18 protein-coding genes are annotated in these 20,008 nt (G+C 73.6%); 13 read left to right on the top strand and 5 right to left on the bottom strand.

Annotated features, from left to right (window positions below; translation table 11 throughout):
• Window positions 1–22: 22 nt before the first annotated feature.
• Together ACFMQL_RS01025 and ACFMQL_RS01020 are read right to left on the bottom strand one after the other, a co-directional pair.
• Window positions 23–526: a GNAT family N-acetyltransferase gene (locus ACFMQL_RS01025; RefSeq protein ID WP_378784177.1), complete on the bottom strand. Its 504-nt coding sequence runs from the start codon at window positions 524–526 to the stop codon at window positions 23–25.
• Window positions 527–594: 68 nt separating this feature from the next.
• Window positions 595–1,887 carry an acyltransferase gene (locus ACFMQL_RS01020; protein WP_378784175.1) on the bottom strand — a complete coding sequence of 431 codons (1,293 nt, stop codon included), beginning with the start codon at window positions 1,885–1,887 and terminating at the stop codon, window positions 595–597.
• Window positions 1,888–2,078: 191 nt separating this feature from the next.
• On the opposite strand from ACFMQL_RS01020, the gene ACFMQL_RS01015 reads away from it, so the two are divergent.
• Both ACFMQL_RS01015 and ACFMQL_RS01010 read left to right on the top strand, forming a co-directional pair.
• Window positions 2,079–3,326 carry a sensor domain-containing protein gene (locus tag ACFMQL_RS01015; protein WP_364066272.1) on the top strand — a complete coding sequence of 416 codons (1,248 nt, stop codon included), beginning with the start codon at window positions 2,079–2,081 and terminating at the stop codon, window positions 3,324–3,326.
• Window positions 3,317–3,964 carry a response regulator transcription factor gene (locus ACFMQL_RS01010; RefSeq protein ID WP_364066269.1) on the top strand — a complete coding sequence of 216 codons (648 nt, stop codon included), beginning with the start codon at window positions 3,317–3,319 and terminating at the stop codon, window positions 3,962–3,964. Before ACFMQL_RS01015 ends, ACFMQL_RS01010 begins: the two co-directional genes overlap by 10 nt.
• A 1,008-nt stretch (window positions 3,965–4,972) precedes the next feature.
• On the opposite strand, the gene mihF is transcribed toward ACFMQL_RS01010, so the two are convergent.
• On the bottom strand, window positions 4,973–5,278 hold the full coding sequence (gene mihF, locus ACFMQL_RS01005) for an integration host factor, actinobacterial type (protein ID WP_364066267.1): 306 nt from the start codon (window positions 5,276–5,278) through the stop codon (window positions 4,973–4,975).
• Window positions 5,279–5,639: 361 nt separating this feature from the next.
• Window positions 5,640–7,205 (bottom strand): ROK family protein, encoded by a 1,566-nt coding sequence (locus ACFMQL_RS01000; protein ID WP_378784173.1) that lies wholly within the window; start codon window positions 7,203–7,205, stop codon window positions 5,640–5,642.
• Between the two features lie 23 nt (window positions 7,206–7,228).
• Here ACFMQL_RS01000 and ACFMQL_RS00995 point away from each other — a divergent pair, with 23 nt between their 5' ends.
• The 11 genes from ACFMQL_RS00995 (at window position 7,229) to rbsK (ending at window position 18,913) form a co-directional block, all read left to right on the top strand.
• Entirely contained in the window at window positions 7,229–8,179 is a 951-nt protein-coding gene (locus ACFMQL_RS00995; protein ID WP_378784171.1) for an MFS transporter, read from the top strand.
• A gap of 80 nt (window positions 8,180–8,259) precedes the next feature.
• The gene (locus ACFMQL_RS00990; RefSeq protein ID WP_378784169.1) at window positions 8,260–8,832 is read left to right on the top strand and encodes a hypothetical protein; all 573 of its coding nucleotides are present in this window, start codon (window positions 8,260–8,262) and stop codon (window positions 8,830–8,832) included.
• A 613-nt stretch (window positions 8,833–9,445) separates the two neighbouring features.
• Window positions 9,446–10,486 (top strand): LacI family DNA-binding transcriptional regulator, encoded by a 1,041-nt coding sequence (locus ACFMQL_RS00985; RefSeq protein ID WP_378784167.1) that lies wholly within the window; start codon window positions 9,446–9,448, stop codon window positions 10,484–10,486.
• Window positions 10,483–11,397, top strand: coding sequence for a sugar ABC transporter permease (locus tag ACFMQL_RS00980; protein WP_364066258.1), 915 nt, complete (start codon window positions 10,483–10,485; stop codon window positions 11,395–11,397). Before ACFMQL_RS00985 ends, ACFMQL_RS00980 begins: the two co-directional genes overlap by 4 nt.
• A complete protein-coding gene (locus tag ACFMQL_RS00975; RefSeq protein ID WP_364066255.1) occupies window positions 11,394–12,212 on the top strand; it encodes a carbohydrate ABC transporter permease in 819 nt (272 codons plus the stop codon). Before ACFMQL_RS00980 ends, ACFMQL_RS00975 begins: the two co-directional genes overlap by 4 nt.
• Window positions 12,213–12,221: 9 nt before the next feature.
• Window positions 12,222–13,520, top strand: a complete 1,299-nt coding sequence (locus ACFMQL_RS00970) for a sugar ABC transporter substrate-binding protein (RefSeq protein WP_364066252.1) — start codon at window positions 12,222–12,224, stop codon at window positions 13,518–13,520.
• On the top strand, window positions 13,517–14,563 hold the full coding sequence (locus tag ACFMQL_RS00965) for an ADP-ribosylglycohydrolase family protein (protein ID WP_378784165.1): 1,047 nt from the start codon (window positions 13,517–13,519) through the stop codon (window positions 14,561–14,563). The genes ACFMQL_RS00970 and ACFMQL_RS00965 overlap by 4 nt, the downstream gene beginning before the upstream one ends.
• Window positions 14,564–14,569: 6 nt before the next feature.
• Window positions 14,570–15,568, top strand: a complete 999-nt coding sequence (locus ACFMQL_RS00960; RefSeq protein ID WP_378784162.1) for an ADP-ribosylglycohydrolase family protein — start codon at window positions 14,570–14,572, stop codon at window positions 15,566–15,568.
• Window positions 15,565–16,704 carry an ADP-ribosylglycohydrolase family protein gene (locus ACFMQL_RS00955; protein WP_378784160.1) on the top strand — a complete coding sequence of 380 codons (1,140 nt, stop codon included), beginning with the start codon at window positions 15,565–15,567 and terminating at the stop codon, window positions 16,702–16,704. The genes ACFMQL_RS00960 and ACFMQL_RS00955 overlap by 4 nt, the downstream gene beginning before the upstream one ends.
• Window positions 16,701–18,032, top strand: a complete 1,332-nt coding sequence (locus ACFMQL_RS00950; protein ID WP_364066242.1) for an ADP-ribosylglycohydrolase family protein — start codon at window positions 16,701–16,703, stop codon at window positions 18,030–18,032. Before ACFMQL_RS00955 ends, ACFMQL_RS00950 begins: the two co-directional genes overlap by 4 nt.
• Complete coding sequence (rbsK, locus tag ACFMQL_RS00945) at window positions 18,029–18,913, top strand: ribokinase (RefSeq protein WP_378784158.1); 885 nt, start codon at window positions 18,029–18,031, stop codon at window positions 18,911–18,913. The genes ACFMQL_RS00950 and rbsK overlap by 4 nt, the downstream gene beginning before the upstream one ends.
• 246 nt (window positions 18,914–19,159) lie before the next feature.
• On the opposite strand, the gene ACFMQL_RS00940 is transcribed toward rbsK, so the two are convergent.
• The gene (locus ACFMQL_RS00940; RefSeq protein WP_364066236.1) at window positions 19,160–19,855 is read right to left on the bottom strand and encodes a FadR/GntR family transcriptional regulator; all 696 of its coding nucleotides are present in this window, start codon (window positions 19,853–19,855) and stop codon (window positions 19,160–19,162) included.
• Window positions 19,856–20,008 lie beyond the last annotated feature (153 nt).

The raw sequence follows: 20,008 nt of genomic DNA, 5'->3' as shown, positions 1-20,008 counted from the left end.
GAACCGCCGGAGGCCACCCGAGTCAGGAAGCGCGCAGGTCGAGCTGGAAAAGCGCGGTGTCGATCCAGCGGCCGAGCTTGAAACCCACCGCCTTCAGCCGGCCCGCCGCGCGGAAGCCGAGCCTCTCGTGCAGCCGCGCCGACGACGGGTCGCCGGTGTCCGCGATCACCGCGACGAGCTGCCTGGCCTGCGTCTCGCGCGCCCGCCCGATCAGCTCGCCGAGCAGCCGCCCGCCCAGGCCCCTGCCGGTGTGCTCGGGCGCGAGGTAGATGCTGTCCTCCAGCGTGTGGCGGTAGGCGGGCTTGGGGCGGTACTGGGAGAGGTAGGCGTACCCGGCCACCTTCCCGTCCACCTCCGCCACCAGGAACGGCAGGCCCGCCTCCGAGATGGCGGCGGCCTTGGCCCGCCAGTCGCCGAGCCCCGGCGGCGTCTCGTCGAAGGTCACCGCGCTGGTCGTCACGTAGTGGGCGTAGATGTCGGCGACGGCCTGCAGGTCCGTCTCGCCGAGCGGGCGAATCAGCGTCATGTCCCGATTCTCGTGATCGGCGTATGACATCCGTATTTCCGGCTCATCACCGGGCCCGCGCCGCCGCCTCAGGACTCCAGCCGGGGCACGGTCATCAGCAGGCCGCCGAGCAGCGCCAGGACCGCCAGGAACGGCCCCGCGCCGGGCGCGAAACCGCCCACGGTCAGCGTCAGCACCCCGGCACCGACCAGCGCCGACGCGGCCAGCATGCCGCGCGTCCCGGTCTTGCCGTACGGCAGCGCGGGCGGCGCCTCGAACCTGGCGAACCACTTCACCAGCGGCCACATCACCAGGCACAGCAGCCCGAACCAGACCGGCCACCCGGCGAACCACAGCACGCTGCCCGGCCGCGGCGTGTCCACGCCCAGCAGCACCACGACCACCCCGGTCACCGCGAACAGGGCCGGCATGTGCCACAGGTACACCGTCATGACGCGCGGCCCCGCCCAGTCCAGCAGGCGGCCGAGCGGCAGCCGCACCAGCGCCGGACGCAGCAGCACGGCCAGCCCGATCTGGCCCAGGCCCACCGCCAGCATGGCCAGCGTGGGCGGCGCCATGTTCGACACCTCGGCGCCCGGCAGGCCGATCATGCTGCCCGGGTACGGCCCGTACGCCACCAGCAGCGCCGCCGCGCCGAACCCGCCCGCCGCCAGCAGCCCGGCGCCGCGCAGCCTGCCCTCGGCGTAGAAGAAGCCGAGCTGGTGCACCGCAAGCCAGACGAACACCACGTTCAGGTAGCCCACCGGATCGAACCCGGTCGAGAAGCGCGCCACGTCCGTCACCACCGCGCCCAGCGCCAGCGCCGCCGGCACCCGCCAGCCGTGCCGGGCGTGCAGCCGCAGCGCGTACGGGGTGGCGACCACCGCGATCAGGTACACCGCGAGGAACCACAGCAGCTGCCCGGTCAGCCGCGCGCCCACCTCCAGCGGCTGGGCGGGCACGCCCAGCGTGAGCAGCAGCTGCGGCAGCGGGATCCACACCGCCGCCAGCGGCAGCAGCGGCCAGGCCAGCCGCCGCAGCCGTACCGCCAGCCACGCGGGCGCCTGCGCCCCGGCCTGCTCCGAGCGGGCGAAGCTGATCGCGTTCGCCGCGCCGCCCGCGAAGAACACCAGCGGCATCACCTGGCTCAGCCAGGTGACCACCCACACGCCGGGCGTGGCCAGCGCGTTGCCGGTCGTCAGCCGGCCGTCCTCGTAGTCGAGCACCGGGATCGTCCAGTGCTGGAAGACGATCAGCGCCATGCCGGCCACGCGCAGCAGGTCGATGAACGGGTCGCGGCGCGAACGCGCGGGCCGCGCGGGCGCCGGCCGGGACGCGGGCGGCGCCGCCTGGACAGGGGGCCGGTCCAGCAGCACGGTCATGACGGGAGCCTCGATTCGCACGGGGGAGAGCGGACGCACTCCAGGCTCCCGCCGCGCGGCCCCGCGCACATTGACGCGAGCCGCACTCCTTCGGTCGGCACGCCACCACCACCAGGGGTAGGGCAAGCCCTACCACCGGACACCGGTGCACCCACTCGATCCGCCGGGTTCCGCCGCCTACCGTGGTGGCCATGCGCTCCCTGACGAGGCGTGTCCTCCTTGACACCCGATACACGCTGGTCGGCTTCCCGACCACGCTCATAGGCTTCGTGCTCATGGTGACCGGCCTGGCCGCAGGCGTCGGCACGGCGGTCATCTGGATCGGGCTGCCGCTACTGGCCGGGACGCTGCTGATCGCGCGCGGGTTCGCCGACGCCGAGCGGGGATGGCTCGCCGACGTGCTGCAGCGGCCGCCCGTACGGCCGCGCTACAAGCCCGCGCCGCCCGGGGCCGGCCGCTTCCGCCGCATGGTCAACCCCCTGACGAGCGGCCAGTCCTGGCTCGACCTGCTGCACGGCATCATCAACCTGCCGTTCGCGGTCATCTCGTTCGTGGTGACGGTGGTGTTCTGGATCGTCCCCCTTGCCTGCCTCGCCTGGCCGCTGTACGGCATCATCACCATGCGCATCCCCGGCAACATCGAGCTGCCCGAGCTGCTCGGACTCGGCGACGGCTACCTCGTCAACGCCGCCTTCTACGTCGTCGTCGGCCTGTTCTTCCTGCTGCTGAAGCCGTTCGTCATCCGGGGCGCCGCGCTGCTGCGCGCCGGGCTCGGGCGGGCGCTGCTGACCGGCGTGGCCGAGCTGCAGGAGCGCATCGACGACCTCGCCGAAGGCCGCGCCGCCGCCGTCTCCGCCGAGGCCAACGCGCTGCGCAAGCTGGAGCGCGACATCCACGACGGGCCGCAGCAGCGGCTGGTCTCACTCGCCATGGAGCTGTCGAGGGCGCAGCGGCAGCTCGCCAAGGACCCCGAGGCGGCCCAGGCCACGCTCAAGTCGGCCATCGACGCCACCCGCGAGACCCTCGACGAGCTGCGTGCGCTCTCGCGCGGCATCGCCCCGCCCATTCTGTCCGACCGCGGCCTCGCGCCCGCCCTGGCCGCGCTCGCCGGCCGCTGCACGGTTCCCGTCGATCTCGACGTACAGACCGTCGAGCGCTACTCCGCCGCCATCGAGAACGCCATCTACTTCGTCTGCGCCGAAGCGCTCACCAACGTGGCCAAACACAGCCGCGCCACCGTCTGCACCGTCCAGCTCGTCCGTCTCGGCGACGCCCTCATGCTCACGATCGGGGATGATGGGGTCGGCGGCGCACACGTCGCCAAGGGACACGGGCTCGCGGGGCTGGCCGACCGGCTGCGCGCCGTGGACGGCGAGCTGACCGTCCAGTCGCCTGAAGGCGGGCCCACGGTGATCGTGGCGGAGGTGCCGTGCGGGTAGTCGTGGCCGATGACGCGGTGTTGATCAGGGAGGGCCTGGTCAGGTTGCTCGAGGAGTTCGGCTGCGAGGTGGTGGCGGCGGTCGGGGACGGAGACGCCCTCGTCGAAGCCGTCACCGAGCACAAGCCCGACGTGTCGGTGGTCGACGTGCGCATGCCGCCGTCGTTCACCGACGAGGGCCTGCGGGCCGCCGTCGAGGCCAGGCGGCGGGTGCCCGGCGCGCCGGTGCTCATCCTGTCGCAGTACGTCGAGGTCTCCTACGCCGACGACCTGCTGGCCGACGCCAGGGGCGCGGTGGGCTACCTGCTGAAGGACCGCGTCGTCGACGTCGACGAGTTCCTGGAGGGCCTGCGGCGGGTGGCCGCGGGCGGCACGGTCTTCGATCCCCAGGTGGTGTCCCAATTGATGGTACGAAGGCGCAAGGACGACCCGCTGGCGCAGCTCACGCCGCGCGAGCGCGAGGTACTCGGACTCATGGCCGAGGGCCGCTCCAACCCGGCCATCGGGCGGCAGCTCGTCATCAGCGACGGCGCCGTGGAGAAGCACATCAGGAGCATCTTCAGCAAGCTCGGCCTGTACGCCGAGGACACCGACCAGCACCGCCGCGTCCTCGCCGTGCTGATGTACCTGCGCTCCTGACCTGCCGCCTGCCTCGGCCGGTTTCGCGCGGTCGCCCCGGCCTGACACGGGCGCCCTTGACCGCGGTGCGCCGGCCGCGCCCTCACCTGCCGTACCGGCTCCGTCCTGGCCGATGCGCCGATCACCACTGACGACGAGCGCCGGCCGAGCCTCAGCCCGATGCGCTGGTCGCGGCCGGCGCCGATGCGGATGCGCCTGCCGCCGGACTCGGGGTGTGCCGCGGCCTTCGCCGGACCGGCCGTGAGACTCGCTCTGCCGCCGTGACGCGGCCAGGACCGCTCATCGGAAGGGTTCGCGCGCCCTTGGCGGCCGAGAGGCCGTGAAAGAGGCTCTCAGGCGAGCCGGAGGACGGCGACGGAGGGGCGGGGCGCCGGAAGCGGGGCGAGCCCTTGGCGTGGGCTGCTCGGGCGGAAACGCGCCCTTGGGCAGCCGGTGGGCCGGCGGAGGTGGGGACGTGCCCTTGGTGCTCGGTGGGGTGGCGGAGGTGGGGACGTGCCCTTGGTGCTCGGTGGGGTGGCGGAGGTGGGGACGTGCCCTTGGTGCTCGGTGGGGTGGCGGAGGTGGGGACGTGCCCTTGGTGCTCGGTGGGGTGGCGGAGGTGGGGACGTGCCCTTGGTGCTCGGTGGGGTGGCGGAGGTGGGGACGTGCCCTTGGTGCTCGGTGGGGTGGCGGAGGTGGGGACGTGCCCTTGGTGCTCGGTGGGGTGGCGGAGGTGGGGACGCGCCCTTGGGAGGCCGGGGGGCTGCCGGGTGCGGAGATGGGCCCTTGGAGGCGGTGGGCCGCCGAGACAGACAGCTGGGCGGGGGCGTCGGAGGGCGATGAGGCGTTTGCAGGAGTGGCCCTGGGCGGCGGGGTGGGGGTGGCCCCTTGGGCGGGAGCCGGGGGAGGGCTCCCTGAGGGGCGGCCCGCCGGCCGAGCGGGGCGGCTCCGCTCGCCGGGTTCTCCTGGGCTGCCAGGGTCGCCGGCCGGTCCGCGCGGCCTCACGCGCGCGGACCTGGCCGCCCGGCATCAGCCGAGCGCTTCGACCAGCTTCTTGCGCTGCTGGGCGCCCAGGCCGCCGAGGCGGCGCTTCTCGTCGACGCCCGCCTCCTCCATCAGCGCGTTGGCCTTGGCCGGCCCCACGCCCTTGACGGCGCGCAGCGCCTGCGACACCTTGATCTTCTTCGCGATGTCGTCGTCGCGCTCCAGCAGCTGGGCGAACGTCAGCTCGCCCGCCTTGACCTTGGCCAGCAGGGCCGTGCGGGCGGCACGGGCCTCGGCGGCCTTGGCCAGAGCGGCTTGACGCTGCTCGGGGGTGAGAGTGGGAAGTGCCATCTCAGTTCTCTCCTCGGGGAGTTTTACGTTCGGGTCCTGTAACCCGTGGTGCAGTGGCTAATCATGGCGGATACCAGCGGTTCGTGTTGCGGAAAGCGCCCTGTCAACGTGCCTGTCACCCCGATGCGGCGGCCTCCGCACACCTCGCGCCCGGCGCGACGGTGCCCCCGCTGACCCCTATGCCGCCGACCACGCGTTCTGTCACACCGTAGCCCTAAAAGGGCGGAATGCCCCCTTCGCTCGGGCGAATCCGGCGCCGCTCGGGCCCGCCGTCACCCCTGCGGAGGGTGACGGTCGCGGCGGCTCTCGCAGGAGTGGAAGGAGCCGGGTGCGGGCATCGGTCCGAGGCGTCCGGGACCCGTCATGAGCTGGGCGGACGCGCGGTGCGCCGTCGCGCAGGAGGCCCCGGCGAAGATCGCCGTCGAGTGCGGAACCCCTGCTCGGGGGTCGCCTCGGTCCTGTGCGGTGCGCGTACGGGAGCGACGGGCGCCCGCCCCCAGATCATGATCGTCCCGCTCCTCCTGACCCCTCCGCTCCGGTCGCGGACGCCTGGCCTGCCAAGATCGCGTACGGGGCCTTCCGCGAGCGTGTTATGACGGCCGGCCCCGCCCGGGGTGGAATGCGTCACACTTTGCCGTTCGGGCGTGTCGCGGGCCTGGTCAGGGTGGTTTTCGCGCCACATCTCCAGCCCTTCGACGGTCAGGAACGCGTCGAACACGGACTCCATAGCACCCAGAAGCGCTCCACGCCACCCGAGCGCCGACGCCTCGATCCGCGGCGGCCGCTCGCGGCGGATCGCCATCAGGTACGGCTCGCACGCCTCCAGGAGCGCCGCTCCGGCCCGTTCGTACAGCTCAGGGCCGTGCCCCGACAGCGTGACCACCTCGGGATCGTGCGCGTTCACCAGGCTCGCGATGCCGCGCCCCAGCGTCCGCGCGGTCTCCTCGACCGCCGCCGCGTCGGTGGCCAGCACGTGCTCGGCCTCCTCCCGGCCCCGCCCGCCTCCGTGGGCCAGGCCCGCGTGCCGCAGCAGTGCGTTCGCGCCCACGTCCGCGCCCCAGCAGCCGAGCGCCCCGCACGCGCACAGCCGCTCGCTGCCGGTGAGCGTCATGTGGCCGAACTCCGCGCCCGCGCCGCCCGCCCCGGCGACCGGCCGCCCGTCCACCACCAGGACGCCGCCCAGGTCGAAGTCCACGTGCAGGTGCAGGCCCACGCGCACGTCACGCAGCCGCCCCCGCCGCGCCTCGGCGAGTGCCGCGAACGCGGTGTCGTTCCCGACGACCGGCATCCCCGGCATCCCGGACGCAATCCGTCCAGTCCCGGCCTCGCCCCCTCGCGGGACGTCATCCACCTCGGCCCCGGACGGCTCTCCGGGTGCCCCGGCCGCGCCCTCCCGGCGAGCGCCGGCGGCCAGGAGGGCGGGGACGTCCACCGCGTTCCAGCCCAGGTGGGCGATGTCCACCAGGCCGCCGTGGCGTACCGGACCCGCCAGGGCGACACCGGCGCCGATGAATCGGTTGCCGAGCCGTTCGCGGTGCGCGGCCAGGGCCTCGCCCAGCGGGCGGAGCACGCCCTCCGGCGTGCCGTCGTGCGGGCGTACCTCCAGCACCGTGATCCGGCCGCCCAGCTCGCACTCCGCCAGCTCCCAGGCGTCCTCGCGCACGTCCACGGCCAGCGCGACCGGCCCGTACGGATGCGGCCCCGGCACCTGCGTCGGCCGCCCGCGCCCGTGCTCGGGTGCGGGCTCCTCGTGCAGCAGCGCCTCCTCGGCCAGGCCGGCCACCAGGACCGAGGCCGTGCCCCTGGCCAGGCGCAGGTCACGGGTGAGCTGGGAGCGGGTGCGGGTGGCTCCGCAGTCGTGCACGGCGCGCAGCAGCCTGACCCGGTTGTGCGCGCGAAGCTCGCCACTCGTCGTAGCACCGTTCACGATCCACAGTTTATGCTCTAGCCGTGAACAAAAGCGCCATAGTCGCCAGACGGGCTCGTGTCGGAGTTTTCGGATTCTTCTTTCTCGCCGGTCTTGTCATGGGCGTGTGGGCCGCCGGGCTGCCCTCGCTCAACGACCGGCTCGATCTGGGGCCCGCCCTGCTCGGCCGGGTCCTGCTGCTGATCTCCGGTGGCGCTCTGGCGTCGATGCTGCTCGCCGGGCGGCTGGTGGACCGGTGGGGAAGCAGGCGGCTGTGCTGGATCGCCGGGCCGCTGTCCGGGGTGGCCCTGCTCGGGCCCGCGCTGGCGCCGTCGCCCTGGGTGCTGATGGTGCTCGCGGTGGTGTTCGGGATGGGGCTGGGAGTCCTGGAGATCGCCATGAACGCCCACTCCGTCGAGGTCGAGCGGTGCTACGGGCGGCCGATCATCTCCGCCTTCCACGGCACCTGGAGCCTCGGCGGCGCGGCCGGCGGCGGGCTCACCTCGCTCGTCCTCCAGGGCGGGCTGGACGCTCAGGGGCTGCTGGTGGTGGCGGCGATCGTGGTGCCGTTCCTGTACCTCCCGGCCGCCCGCCTCCTCCTCCCCGACGCCTACACCCGCCCCGGTCCCGCTGGAGAGGCGGCCGTTGACGCGGGCGGGGGAGTGACCGGAGCCGCCGCAGGGCCGGGCGAGGGTTCTGCTGGCTCGGGCGGGCTGAGCGCTCCGGGCGAGGTCCCCGGCGAATCGGCGGGGAGCGCCGCAGGGTTGGGCGAGGGCGCTGGTCAGTTGGCCGGAACCACCGCAGGGCTGGGCGAGGGCGTCGGTGAATCGGCCGGGACCACCGCGGGGCTGGGTCAGGAGGCTGAGAAGCCGGCGGGGGTGCCCCAGGGGCGGGCGATGGCGCCGGGAAACCTGCCGGGACCGGCGTCAAGCCTGGCCAAGGGGCTGGGAAGCCGGGCCGGAGCGGGGGTGATGGCGGGCTCAAGTGGGGGCTGATCGCGCTGCTCGGCCTGGCCGCGTTCGCCGGGCACCTGAGCGAGGGTGCGGCCATCGACTGGGCAGCGCTGCACGCCAGGATGGTGCTGGAGGCGGACCCGGCGCTGGCGCCGCTCGCGTACACGATCTTCTCGATCGCCATGACGACCTTCCGGCTGCTCGGCGACCCGATCAGGGGACGGCTCGGCTCCGTGCTGACCATCCGGCTCGCGGGCGTCCTCGCGACCGCCGGGTACGCCCTGGTGCTCGTGTCTCCGATCTTGGGCGACCCGCTGCGGGTGGTGTGCGCGTGGACCGGCTGGGCGCTGGCCGGTGTGGGGCTGGCGACGGTGGTGCCGGTGCTGTTCAGCGCCGTGGGCGCGGCAGGCGGCCGGGTCGGGCGGGCGCTGGCGATGGTGACCGCCTTCGGCTACAGCGGCCTGCTGCTCGGGCCCGCCGTGCTCGGCTTCGTTGCGGAGGCGGCGTCCCTGCCGGTGGCGCTCATCATCCCGGCCGTGCTTGCGGCCGTGGTCACGGCGGCCGGCTCCCCGGCCATCCGCGCCCTCCTCGCCTTGTCCAGCGCCGCCCCGTCCGAGCCCTCGACTCCGGGAAAGGAGCCGACCCCGAACTCGGCCCCGGATCCGGCCCCAGACCGGGCCGCCGTCCGCGACTGAGCCGACCGGGCCGCTGCCCGTGCCTGAGGCGCGTTCCAGGGTCCGCGCGCACGCACTCGCTCCCGGCGGTGACCTAAGCAGGGAGGTTGGCGTGCGGTGCCGTGCTCAGGCGCCGGGCGCTGGGCCGGCTTCAAGCGGGTCCGTCCCCTCGGGGTCCGGAGGGGGAGCCGACCTGCGCGTGCCGGCCCGCTGCAGGCAACGCCCGCACATGCTGCACTCGGGCGCGGATGCGCCTGCAGCGCCCAGCGCTGCGCGACGGCGGTCGTCAACAACGCCCGCAGGTGCTGGACACGGGCGCGGATGCGCCTCCGGGAGGCGCGCGCAAGACCGATCCCAGAAGGCCGGTCCGTGCGCGGGGCCGCCTCGGGTGAACCTTCACGGAAAAGCGCCCGTCGGCGTGCGCCGGGGGAGCCCACGCGAAGGGCCGGGGCGGTCCATTGGGGCCGACCCGGTTCCCGGTCCCGTGGTGATCGGTTTGCTCAAAGCGCCGCTGACCTGGTGTTATGCGATCGTGACTTGACCTGCAAGTTACATGCAGGTTTCATGTCCCCCACGCCGTAAACGTTTACAGCAGATCATCTGTAAACGTTTACACCACGAGGGAAGGACAGCCTTGGCCGACGGACCCACGATCACCACGATCGCCGAGCGCGCCGGTGTCTCGATCGCCTCCGTCTCGCGGGTCCTCAACGGCCTGCCGACCAGGCAGGAGACGGTGCGCAAGGTCATGGCGGCCGCGGACGAGCTCGGCTACGTGCGCAACGCCGTGGCCAGGTCGCTCAAGTCGCGCCGCACCAACCAGATCGCGTTCGCGATGGCCGACGTCGGCAACCCGGCGTACCTGGCGATGCTGCGGGAGATCCAGCCGGTGCTGAAGGCGGCCGGCTACCGGCTCGTGCTGCACTCGACCGACGCCGTCGTGGCCGACGAGATCGACGTGCTGCACAGCCTCGGCGAGCGGTACGTGGACGGCCTCATCATGAGCCCCCTGCGCGTCACCGACGCCCACCTGGAGATGCTGGCCGCGGCCAGGGCCCCCGTCGTGATCATCGGCTCGGTGCCCGACGGCACGCGGGTGGACAACGTGCGCGCCGACTCCCGCACGGGCGTCCGCCTGGCGATTGACCACCTGTACGCGCTCGGCCGCCGCCGCATCGCCATGGTGAACGGCCCGCTCGACACCGTGCCGGGCGCCGCGCGCGGCGCCGCGTACCGGGAGGCGCTGGCGGACCTGGGGCTGCCCTACGACGAGAACCTGGTGCAGATCGGCGACTTCTACCGCGCCGAGGGCCGGCGCGCGGTGGCCGAGCTGCTCGCGCGCGCCCCCGAGGTGGACGCGCTGATGTGCGCCAACGACCTGATCGCGCTCGGCGCGCTCGACGTGCTGCGCGAGCAGGGCCGGCGGGTGCCGGAGGACGTGGCGGTGGTCGGCATGGACGACACCGACCTCGCGGCGGCGTCGTGGCCGTCGCTGACCAGCGTCTCGCTCGGCTCGGCCGAGCGCGGCAAGGCGGCCGCCGAGCTGCTGCTCGAACGTCTCAAGGGCGACGACGGGGAGCCCAAGCGGGTCACCGTTCCGCCCAGGCTGGCGATCCGCGCCTCGACGGCCGGCCCCGGCTACGAGCACTCGCTGAGGAAGGAGGACGGCGCGTGACGGCGACCGTGGCGCGACCCGCGCCGCCGCGCAGGCCGGGAGCCCGGCACCGCGCGGCCTCGCGGCAGCGGCGCGAGATGTGGCTGCTGATGCTGCCGGCGATGGTGCCGGTGGTGCTGTTCAGCGTGGGCCCGCTGCTGTACGGCATCGGCCTGGCGTTCACCGACGCCCGCAACACCCGTAACCACCAGACCGCATTCGTGGGCCTGGAGAACTTCACCAGGCTGCTGACCGACGACGAGTTCTGGGCGTCGTTCCAGATCGGCGCGATCTGGTCGGTCTCGGTGACGGTGTTGCAGTTCCTTGCCGCGCTCGGCCTGGCGCTGCTGCTCAACGAGAAGCTCAGGGGCCGGGCCGTGGCCAGGGTGCTGTCGGTGGTGCCGTGGGCGATGCCGCCGGTCGTGGTCGGCCTGATGTGGAAGCTCGTCTACCACCCCGACGCGGGCATCCTGAACGACCTGCTCGGCACCCACATCAACTGGCTGGCCGACTTCTCGCTGGCACTGCCGGCGATCATCGTGGTCGGGGTCTGGGCGGGCATGCCGCAGACGACGGTCGTGCTGCTCGCGGGCCTGCAGAACGTGCCCAAGGAGCTGTACGAGGCGGGCGCGATGGACGGCGCGGGCACCTGGCGGCGCTTCTGGAACATCACGCTCCCACAGCTCCGCCCGGTGATCGTGGCGATCACCTCGCTCGACTTCGTGTGGAACATCAACCAGTTCGGCCTGGTCTACGTGCTCACGCAGGGCGGGCCGGGCGGGCGCACCCGGCTGCCGATGTTGTTCGCCTACGAGGAGGCGTTCAGGTACCGCATGGCCGGTTACGCCTCGATGCTCGGCCTGGCCATGGCCATCGTCGTGCTCGCGGTGCTCGGCCTGTACCTGTGGCGCCAGATGAGGGAGGCCAGGTGAAGCGCGTCGCCCAGTACGCCGCTCTGCTCGCGTACGTCGTCTTTCTGGCGTTCCCGCTGCTGTGGCTGCTGTCCACGTCGCTGAAGACGCCGCAGGAGATGGCGCTGACGGAGCCCACGTGGATCCCGCGCGAGCCCACGCTGGCCAACTTCAGCGCCGCGTTCGGCGAGCAGGACCTGGTGGGCGCGGCGCTGCGCAGCCTGCTGGTGGCGCTGTTCGCCAGCGTGATCACGGTGCTGATCTCGCTGCCCGCCTCCTACGCGATGGCCCGCTACCGCGGCCTGGTCAACAAGATCGCGATCGGGTGGGTGCTGGTCAGCCAGGTGTTCCCGTTCATCCTGATCATCATTCCGCTCTTCATGATCCTGCGGGATCTGGAGCTGGTGAACACGCTGCCCGGCCTGGTGCTCGTGCACGTCACGTTCACGCTGCCGTTCGCGCTGTGGATGCTCCAGGGGTACGTGCGCGCCGTGCCGCCCGAGCTGGAGGAGGCCGCGGCGGTGGACGGCGCGTCCCGGGTGCGGGCCATCGCCACCGTGGTGGCCCCGCTGCTCGCGCCCGGCGTGGTGGCGACGTTGCTGTTCTCGTTCATCTCGTCCTGGAACGAATTCATGTTCGCGCTCGTGATCCTCCAGGACCCCGACGTCATGACGCTCCCGCTGACGCTGGTGAGGTTCACCGGCCCGGAGGGGGTGGCCAGGCTCGGCCCGCTGGCCGCGGCGTCGCTCATGGCGACGATCCCGAGCCTGATCTTCTTCGCAATCATCCAGCGGCGCCTGAAGTCCGGCCTGATGGCCGGCGCCGTCAAGGGCTAGGAGGCTCACATGCGTATCAAGTCCGCTCTGGCGGTGGCGGCGGTCCTCACGCTGGCCGCCGCGTGCGGCGGGGGAGGCGGCGAGTCGTCCGCCCCCGGCGAGCCGGTCAAGATCGATTTCCTCAGCCTGGCGTGGCAGAAGGAGTCGGTGGCCGCCAACAAGCAGATCGTGGAGGAGTGGAACAAGGCTCACCCGGACATCCAGGTGACCTACGTCCAGGGCAGCTGGGACAACGTCAACGACCAGCTCGTCACCCAGTTCTCCGGCGGCACCGCCCCCGACGTCATCCACAACGACTCGCCCGCGCTGGCCGGCTTCGCCTCCGACGGCTACCTGCTGGACCTGAAGGACAAGCTGCCCGCCGAGCTGAAGAACGACATCCCGCAGACGGCCTGGGACACCGTCACCTTCGACGACGGGCAGGGCGGCCAGGGCGTCTACGGCGTGCCGTTCCTGCAGGAGTCGCAGGTCATCATCGCCAACAAGAAGCTGCTCGACGCCGCCAAGGTCCGCATCCCCACCCCGGACGACCCGTGGTCGTGGGACGAGTTCTCCGAGGCGGCCAAGAAGATGACCAAGGGCGGCACGTACGGCGTCGCCTGGCCGATGAAGTCGCCGGTCAACAAGACGCTCAACCTGGCGCTCAACTTCGGCGGCACGTTCTTCCAGACCACCGACGGCAAGACCACCGTCAAGGTCGGCCCCGAGGAGCGCGAGGTGCTCCAGCGCATCCACGACCAGCTCTACAAGGACAAGTCGGCCGACCCGGCCGCGCTCGGCCAGGGCACCGCCGACCCGCTGCCCGCCTTCTACCAGGGCAAGTTCGCGATGCTGCCGACCGGCGTCTACCTGCGCCAGCAGGTGGCCGAGCAGGCTCCCGACGGCTTCGAGTGGGTCACGCTGCCCGCCCCCAAGGGCACCACCGCCGAGCAGGGCGCGGTATCGCAGACGCTGTCGATCGCGCAGGACAGCAAGCACCCCGACGAGGCGATGCAGTTCATCGCGTACTTCCTCAACGCCGAGAACCAGGCCAAGCTCGCCAAGGGCGACTGGCTGCTGCCGACCTCACAGAAGGCCGCCTCCGACCCGGCCATCACCACGAAGGAGAACGGCTGGGACGTGGCGACCGCCTCGGCCAAGAACCTCGTCGTGGCGCCGTTCCTCAAGGTGAACGGCTTCGACGAGTGGAAGACCAAGGTGGCCACCCCGGCGCTGCAGGAGTACTTCGCCAATAAGATCACCATCGACGAGGCGGCCAAGCGGCTGGTCGAGGACGGCAACAAGGTGCTGGAGCGGTACTACCGGTGACGTCACCACGCGACAGGGCCCGGGGGTGCCTGCTCGGCCTGGCGGCCGGCGACGCCCTCGGCGCCCCTGCCGAGAACCTGACCCCGGAGGAGATCCGCCGCAGGTGGGGACGGCTCACCGAGATCGAGGGCGGCGGCACCGACGACACCGAGTACGCCATCTACGCGGCCTCCCTGCTGGTCCGCCACGGCCACACGCTCACCGCGGCCGACGTGGCGGCGGCCTACCGGGCCGAGGTGATCCCCAGCGTGACGGGCCCCATGCGCGGAGCCGGCTTCTCCGAGCTGGGCACCGTCGAAGCGCTTCGCCGCGGGCTGGAACCGCCGCTGACCGGGCTGGTGCACAACCACGGCTGGTCCGACGGGCTGGCCATGCGCGCGGCCCCGTACGGGATCTTCTGCCCGGGCGACCCGGCCGAGGCGGCCCGGCTGGTGGAGCAGGACGGCCTGGTCAGCGCGTCGGGTGAGGGCATCACCGGCGGCCGTGCGGTCGCCGGAGCCGTGGCCGCCGCCATGGGCGGCGCCGCACCGCAGGAGGTCGTGGACGCGGCGCTGTCGGTCGTCCCGGCCGACTCGTGGACCGCGCGCAACATCAGCAGAGCGCGCGAAGCGCTCAAGGCCGGAGACCCCGCCGCGCTGCACGAGGCCGTCGTCGTCAAGCACTACCCCTGGACCGACGTCGCGCCCGAGGCCGTGGCGCTGGCCATGGCCGCGTTCCTCGCCGGGGACGGCGAGGTCGAGGCGGCCGTCACGTACGGTGTCGGCCTCGGCAGGGACGCCGACACCATCGGCGCCATCGCCGGCGCGCTGGCCGGAGCCTCCCAGGGAGAGAGCGGCGTGCCGTCCCGCTGGGCCGCCAGGATCGGGCCCGTGACCGGCAAATGCCTGCCCGTGGTGGCCGGACGGCACGTACTGGACGTCGCCGACGAGCTGGCCGACCGGCTGGCGGAGGGCGGCGGACAGGCCGGCGCTCCCGCCGAAGCCGGAAAGCCCGCCGAAGCCGGCAAAACGGCCGGAGCCGACGCGCCGGCGGAAGGACTGTAGATCGATATGTCGGGGGACAGAATCAGGGGAGCCTTCGCCGGGCTCGCCGCCGGTGACGCCGCGGGCTGGCCCGCGACCCGGCACCGCGCGGCCCTGCACGCGCCCTGGAGCCGCCGCCTGCACCGCGAGCTGGACGCGTTCGCCGAGGAGCACCGCGTCACCACGCTGCCGGTGCCGTTCGCGCTCAACCAGCCGGTCGCGCCGCTGCGCCTCGGCCCGTCGGACGACGCCGAGTGGCTGGCCTGGACGGTGCTGACCATCGACCGGCCCCGCGCGGAGGCGTACGCGGAGCTGGTGCCGCTACGTCCCGGCACCGGCCCGGAGAGCATCAGGGCCCGCATCTCCGTCGCGACGGCGCTGGACAACCTGGCCAAGGGGATCGCGCCGCCCGCGTCCGGGCACGACAACCCGCACCACTTCGACGACGCCGCCGCCGTCAGGGCGGTCGCGTACGGGGTGCTGCGCCGCGACCCCACGCCCGACGCCCAGGTGACGAACGCCTACGACGGCGTGCTCGCCGCCCGCGCGATGGCCGCCGCCGTGGCCGAGGCCGTCGACTCGGGCCAGGTGGGACGGGCGGTCGAGGCGGCGCTGGCCGAGCTGCCCGAGGACACCGCGATCGGGCACAACGCCCGGCTCGCGCTGGCCGCCGCGCGCAAGGCGGGCGACGCGTTCGCCGCCGTCCCCGCACTGGACGCCGCCCTGCTCGACCACGTCTACAGCTACGGCGTCGGCGCCGCGCAGACCGTGCCGGCCGCGCTGGCGCTGGCCGAGGCGGCGGGCGGCGACCTCACCCGCGCCGTACCGGCGGCGGCCTGCCTGGCCGCGCTCGCCGACTCGGCGCCCGCGCTCACCGGAGCGCTCACCGGAGCCTGCGGCGGGCTGGAGGCGATCCCGGAGGGGTGGATCGCCTCGGCCCGCACGCTCACCGGCTGCTGCCTGCCGGACCTGGCGGGCCGGGATCTGATCGAACTAGCGGACACACTTTCGGAGGGAATCGCATGACGCCGCTTGAGGACAGGGCGACTGGCTGCGTGGCGGGGGCGGCGGTCGGTGACGCGCTGGGCGGCGCCACCGAGGGCTGGACCGCCGAACAGATCGTGGAACGTTACGGGGGCCGCGTCGAGGGCATCGTGCCGCCGTTCAACGCCGACTGGCGCAACGCCCGCCCCATCGCCCCGTACCACAAGGGCGACGGCCACATCACCGACGACACCCTCATGACGCACGCGCTGATCCGTGTGTACGAGAAGGCCGGGCGGCACCTGGACGCGTACGCGGTGGCCGAGTACCTCGTGCCCGAGCTGATCGGCGAAAAGCGCTGGATCCCCGAGCTGGAGGACGAGGCGCTGCCGCTGCAGCGGATCTTCCTGGCCGAGAAGTGGATCGTGGCCCGCCTGCACTACGGGCACGCCGACCCGCGCGAGGCCGGCGTCGGCAACATCGTCAACTGCGGTGCCGCCATGTACGTCGCCCCCGTCGGCATCGTCAACGCCGCCGACCCCGACGCCGCCTACGCCGAGGCCATCGACCTGACCGGCGCGCACCAGTCCAGCTACGGCCGCGAGGCCGCCGGCGTGATGGCCGCCGCCGTCGCCGAGGCCATGCGTCCTGGCGCCACCGCCGACTCCGTGGTCGGCACCTGCCTGCGCCTGGCGAAGGACGGCACCAGGGCCGCCATCGAGGCCGTCTGCGAGACCGCCTCCGGCCTCGGCCACTGGGAGGGCTCGTTCGAGGCGCTGCGCGCGGCCATCCGGCCGTTCGACACGGTCGCCGACACCTACCGCGACCAGGGGCTCGGCGCGCGGCGGCCGAGCCGGGTGCACAGCATCGAAGAGCTGCCGCTGGCCCTCGCCTTCCTGGTGATCGCCAAGGGCGACTACCGCGACACCGTGCTCGGCGGCGTCAACTACGGCCGCGACGCCGACTCCATCGCCTCCATGGGCGGGGCCATCGCGGGCGCGCTCGGCGGGCTGTCCAGCGTGCCGGCCGAGTGGGTCGAGCAGGTCGGTGCGGCCAGCCGTACCGACCTGGTGGCGCCCGGCAAGGCGATCGCCGAGGTCGCGCGCCGCCTGCACGCCGCCGATGTGGCCCGCCGCCGCGCCCACGAGGCCGCCTTCGCGGAGCTCGATCGCGCATGATCCGCCTCACCTGGGTCCAGCCCGAGGACCTGATCGGGCACGAGCTGCGCCAGGCCGCCGAGGACGGCCGCGACGCCCGCGACATCGCCGCGCGCTGGCACGCCGCCGGAGGCCACGACGCGCCGCCGCGCGCCGGAGCGTCCGAGCCGGGCGCCGCCCGCCTGCGCGGCCTGGCCGAGGAGCTGCTGGACGAGCTGGCCGCGCTGCCCGCGCCGCCCGGCGAGCCGTCCGACTGGGACGCCATCGTCGCCGCCTGCCCCGACTGGCCCGCGCCCCGGCAGGGGAGCGCCGAGGTGGACCCGGACCGCGTGCTGGGCGCCTGGCTCGGCCGGGCCGCCGGCTGCGTGCTCGGCAAGCCCGTCGAGAAGATCCCGCGCGAAGGCATCAGGGAGATCGCCGAGTCCACCGGCAACTGGCCCATCACCGGCTGGTTCACCGGCAAGGGCCTGCCGGAGGACGTCGCCCGCCGCTGGCCGTGGAACCGCCGCAGCGCCGTCAACTCCCTCGCCGAGAACATCGACGGCATCCCCGAGGACGACGACCTCAACTACCCGCTGCTCGCCCTGTCGGTGCTGGAACGCCACGGCCGCGGCTTCACCACCGACGACGTGGCCAAGCTCTGGCTGGACGAGCTGCCCGCAGGGCGCACGTTCACCGCCGAGCGGGTCGCCTACCGCAACCTCCTCGACGGCGTCGAGCCGCCGGAGACCGCCACCAGGCGCAACCCGTTCAGGGAGTGGATCGGCGCGCTCATCAGGGCCGACGTGTACGGCTGGGTCAACCCCGGAGACCCGGCCACCGCCGCCGAGTACGCCTGGCGCGACGCCCGCCTCACCCACACCGCCAACGGCGTCTACGGCGCCATGTTCACCGCCGCGATGTGCGCCGCCTCCCTGGTCGCCACGTCGGCCGAGGAGGTCGTGCGGGCCGGGCTGTCCGTGGTCCCCGCCGGGTCGCGGCTGCACGAGGCCGTCACGCTCGCCGTCGCCGACGCCGAGCGCGAGAGCGACTTCGAACGCGTCATCGACCGCCTGCACGAGCGCCACGGCCACCTGCACTGGGTGCACACCGTCAACAACGCCGCGCTCATCGCCGCCACCCTCGTGCACGCGCGCGGCGACTTCACCGCCACCATCGCGGGCGCCGTCGCCGGCGGCTGGGACACCGACTCGGCGGGAGCCACCGCGGGGTCGGTGGCGGGGGCGCTGAACGGCGGCGTGCCCGAGCGCTGGCGCATCCGCGACAGCCTGGCCAGCAGCCTGACCGGGTTCGACGGGGTCAGTCTCGCCGAGCTGGCCGCGCGTACACAGGAGATGATGAAGCCATGATCTCGGTATTCGGCAGCGCCAACATGGACCTCGTCGCGTACGTCTCCCGGGCCCCCAAGCGTGGCGAGACCGTCACCGGCCACAGCTTCCGCACCGTGCCCGGCGGCAAGGGCGCCAACCAGGCGATCGCCGTTTCGCGGGCGGGCGGTGAGGTGGCGTTCCTCGGCGCGGTGGGCGACGACGCCTTCGGGGCCGAGATGCGCGCCACGCTCGCCGATGCGGGGGTCGACGTGCGCGGGCTGCGCCAGGTGCCGGGGCCCAGCGGCATCGCGCACATCGTGGTGGACGACTCCGGCGGCAACTCGATCATCGTCGTCCCCGGCGCGAACGGCACGATCACCGGGCCGTCGGGGAGCGACCTGGCCGCCATCGCCGGATCCCAGGCGCTGCTGCTCCAGCTCGAGCTCCCCATGGAAGCCGTGGTCGGCGCCGCCCAGGCGGCCCGGGTGTCCGCCGTCCCCGTCTACCTCACCCCGGCGCCCGCCCAGCCGCTGCCGGACGAGCTGCTCGAGGCCGTCACCACGATCGTCCCCAACGAGCACGAGGCGGCCGCCATCACCGGCGTCACCGGCCCCGGCGAGGCCCTCGACGCGCTGCTTGAGCTGGTGCCCGAGGCGGTGATCACGCTCGGCTCCGAGGGCGCCCTCTACGGCTCGCGCTCGGGGGAGCGGCACCGGGTGCCCGCCAGGAAGGTGAACGCCGTGGACACCACCGCCGCGGGTGACACCTTCGTCGGCGCGCTCGCCGTCGCCAGGTCCGAGGGGATGCCGGTGCCACGCGCGCTGGAGTTCGCGACGGTGGCGGCGGCGCTGTCGGTGCAGCGGGAGGGCGCGAGCACCTCGATGCCGGCCCGCCGCGACATCGAGGCGGCCCTCATCTGACAGCACCAGAACCGGTACGCGCGGCGGGCGCGCCCGCTCCGGCACGGCGAAGGACGCGGCCCCTGGGGATGCGGCCCCCTGGGAAGCCGCGTCACCCGCCCTTCGCACGCCCGGCCGCAGGCAGCACGCGACCGCCCGATCTCCGCACGCCCGGCCGGAGGCCGCATGCGGCCCTCCGCCCTTCGCACGCCCGGCCGGAGGCAGCACGCGACCGCCCGCTCGGCCGGGGCGGGAGCGGGCGATCGATCAGAGGCGGCGGCTGTGGAGGCGGGCGAGGGTCTGGTCGAGCTCGTTCTGCAGGATCGTGCCCGCCGCGTCCGCGTCGCCGTCCCTGATCGCGGCCACCAGCGCCGCGTGCGTGCCGTGACCCGTGTTGGGGTCGCGCTCGCGCAGTGACAGCATCTCGACCAGGTCGATCAGCCCCTCTTTCAGTACGGGCGCGAACTCGGCGAACAGGTCCGACAGGACCGGGTTGCGCGCCGCCGCCACGACCGCCGCGTGCAGGTCGATGTCGGCCGCGACGAAGGCCGCGTCGTCGCCCTCCGACGCCCGGACGCGGGCGGCCAGCGCCGCCTCCAGCGCCGCCACGTCCTCCTCGGTACGCCGCTGCGCCGCCAGCCGCGCCGCCTGGGTCTCGACGATGGCGCGGACCTCGTACACGTCGGTGATCGCGGCCCGCCGCAGCCGGGCCGGCCAGTCCTCGGCCGGCTCGGCGGCGATCACGTACACGCCGGAGCCCTGCCGCGCCTGCACCAGGCCCGCGCCGGCGAGCGCCCGCAGCGCCTCGCGCACCGTCGAGCGGCCCACTCCGAGCGTCTTGGCCAGCGCGTTCTCCCCTGGCAGCCGGGTGCCGACCGGCCACTCTCCCTGGGTGATCTGCTCGCGCAGATGCTCGGTGGCCTGCTCGACGAGCGGGCTGGGGCGGATCGAGCCGAGCGGCATGGGCGCCAACCTCTCAGGTTGTCTGAGGACCTGTGGTGTGGTTAGTCTACCCGGCATGACGTCGTACGGTCTGCTGCTTCTCGGCCGCCGCGGCGGGGCTTGACCGGACCGGCACCCCGCCGCGGTGGTCAGGGTGCCCGCCGGTCCTCGAGG

Origin of the sequence: Nonomuraea fastidiosa, assembly GCF_042751225.1 — a bacterium.
GTDB lineage: Bacteria > Actinomycetota > Actinomycetes > Streptosporangiales > Streptosporangiaceae > Nonomuraea > Nonomuraea fastidiosa.
The sequence above is the reverse complement of the archived record's forward strand: the minus strand, read 5'-3'. Positions and strand labels throughout refer to the sequence as shown.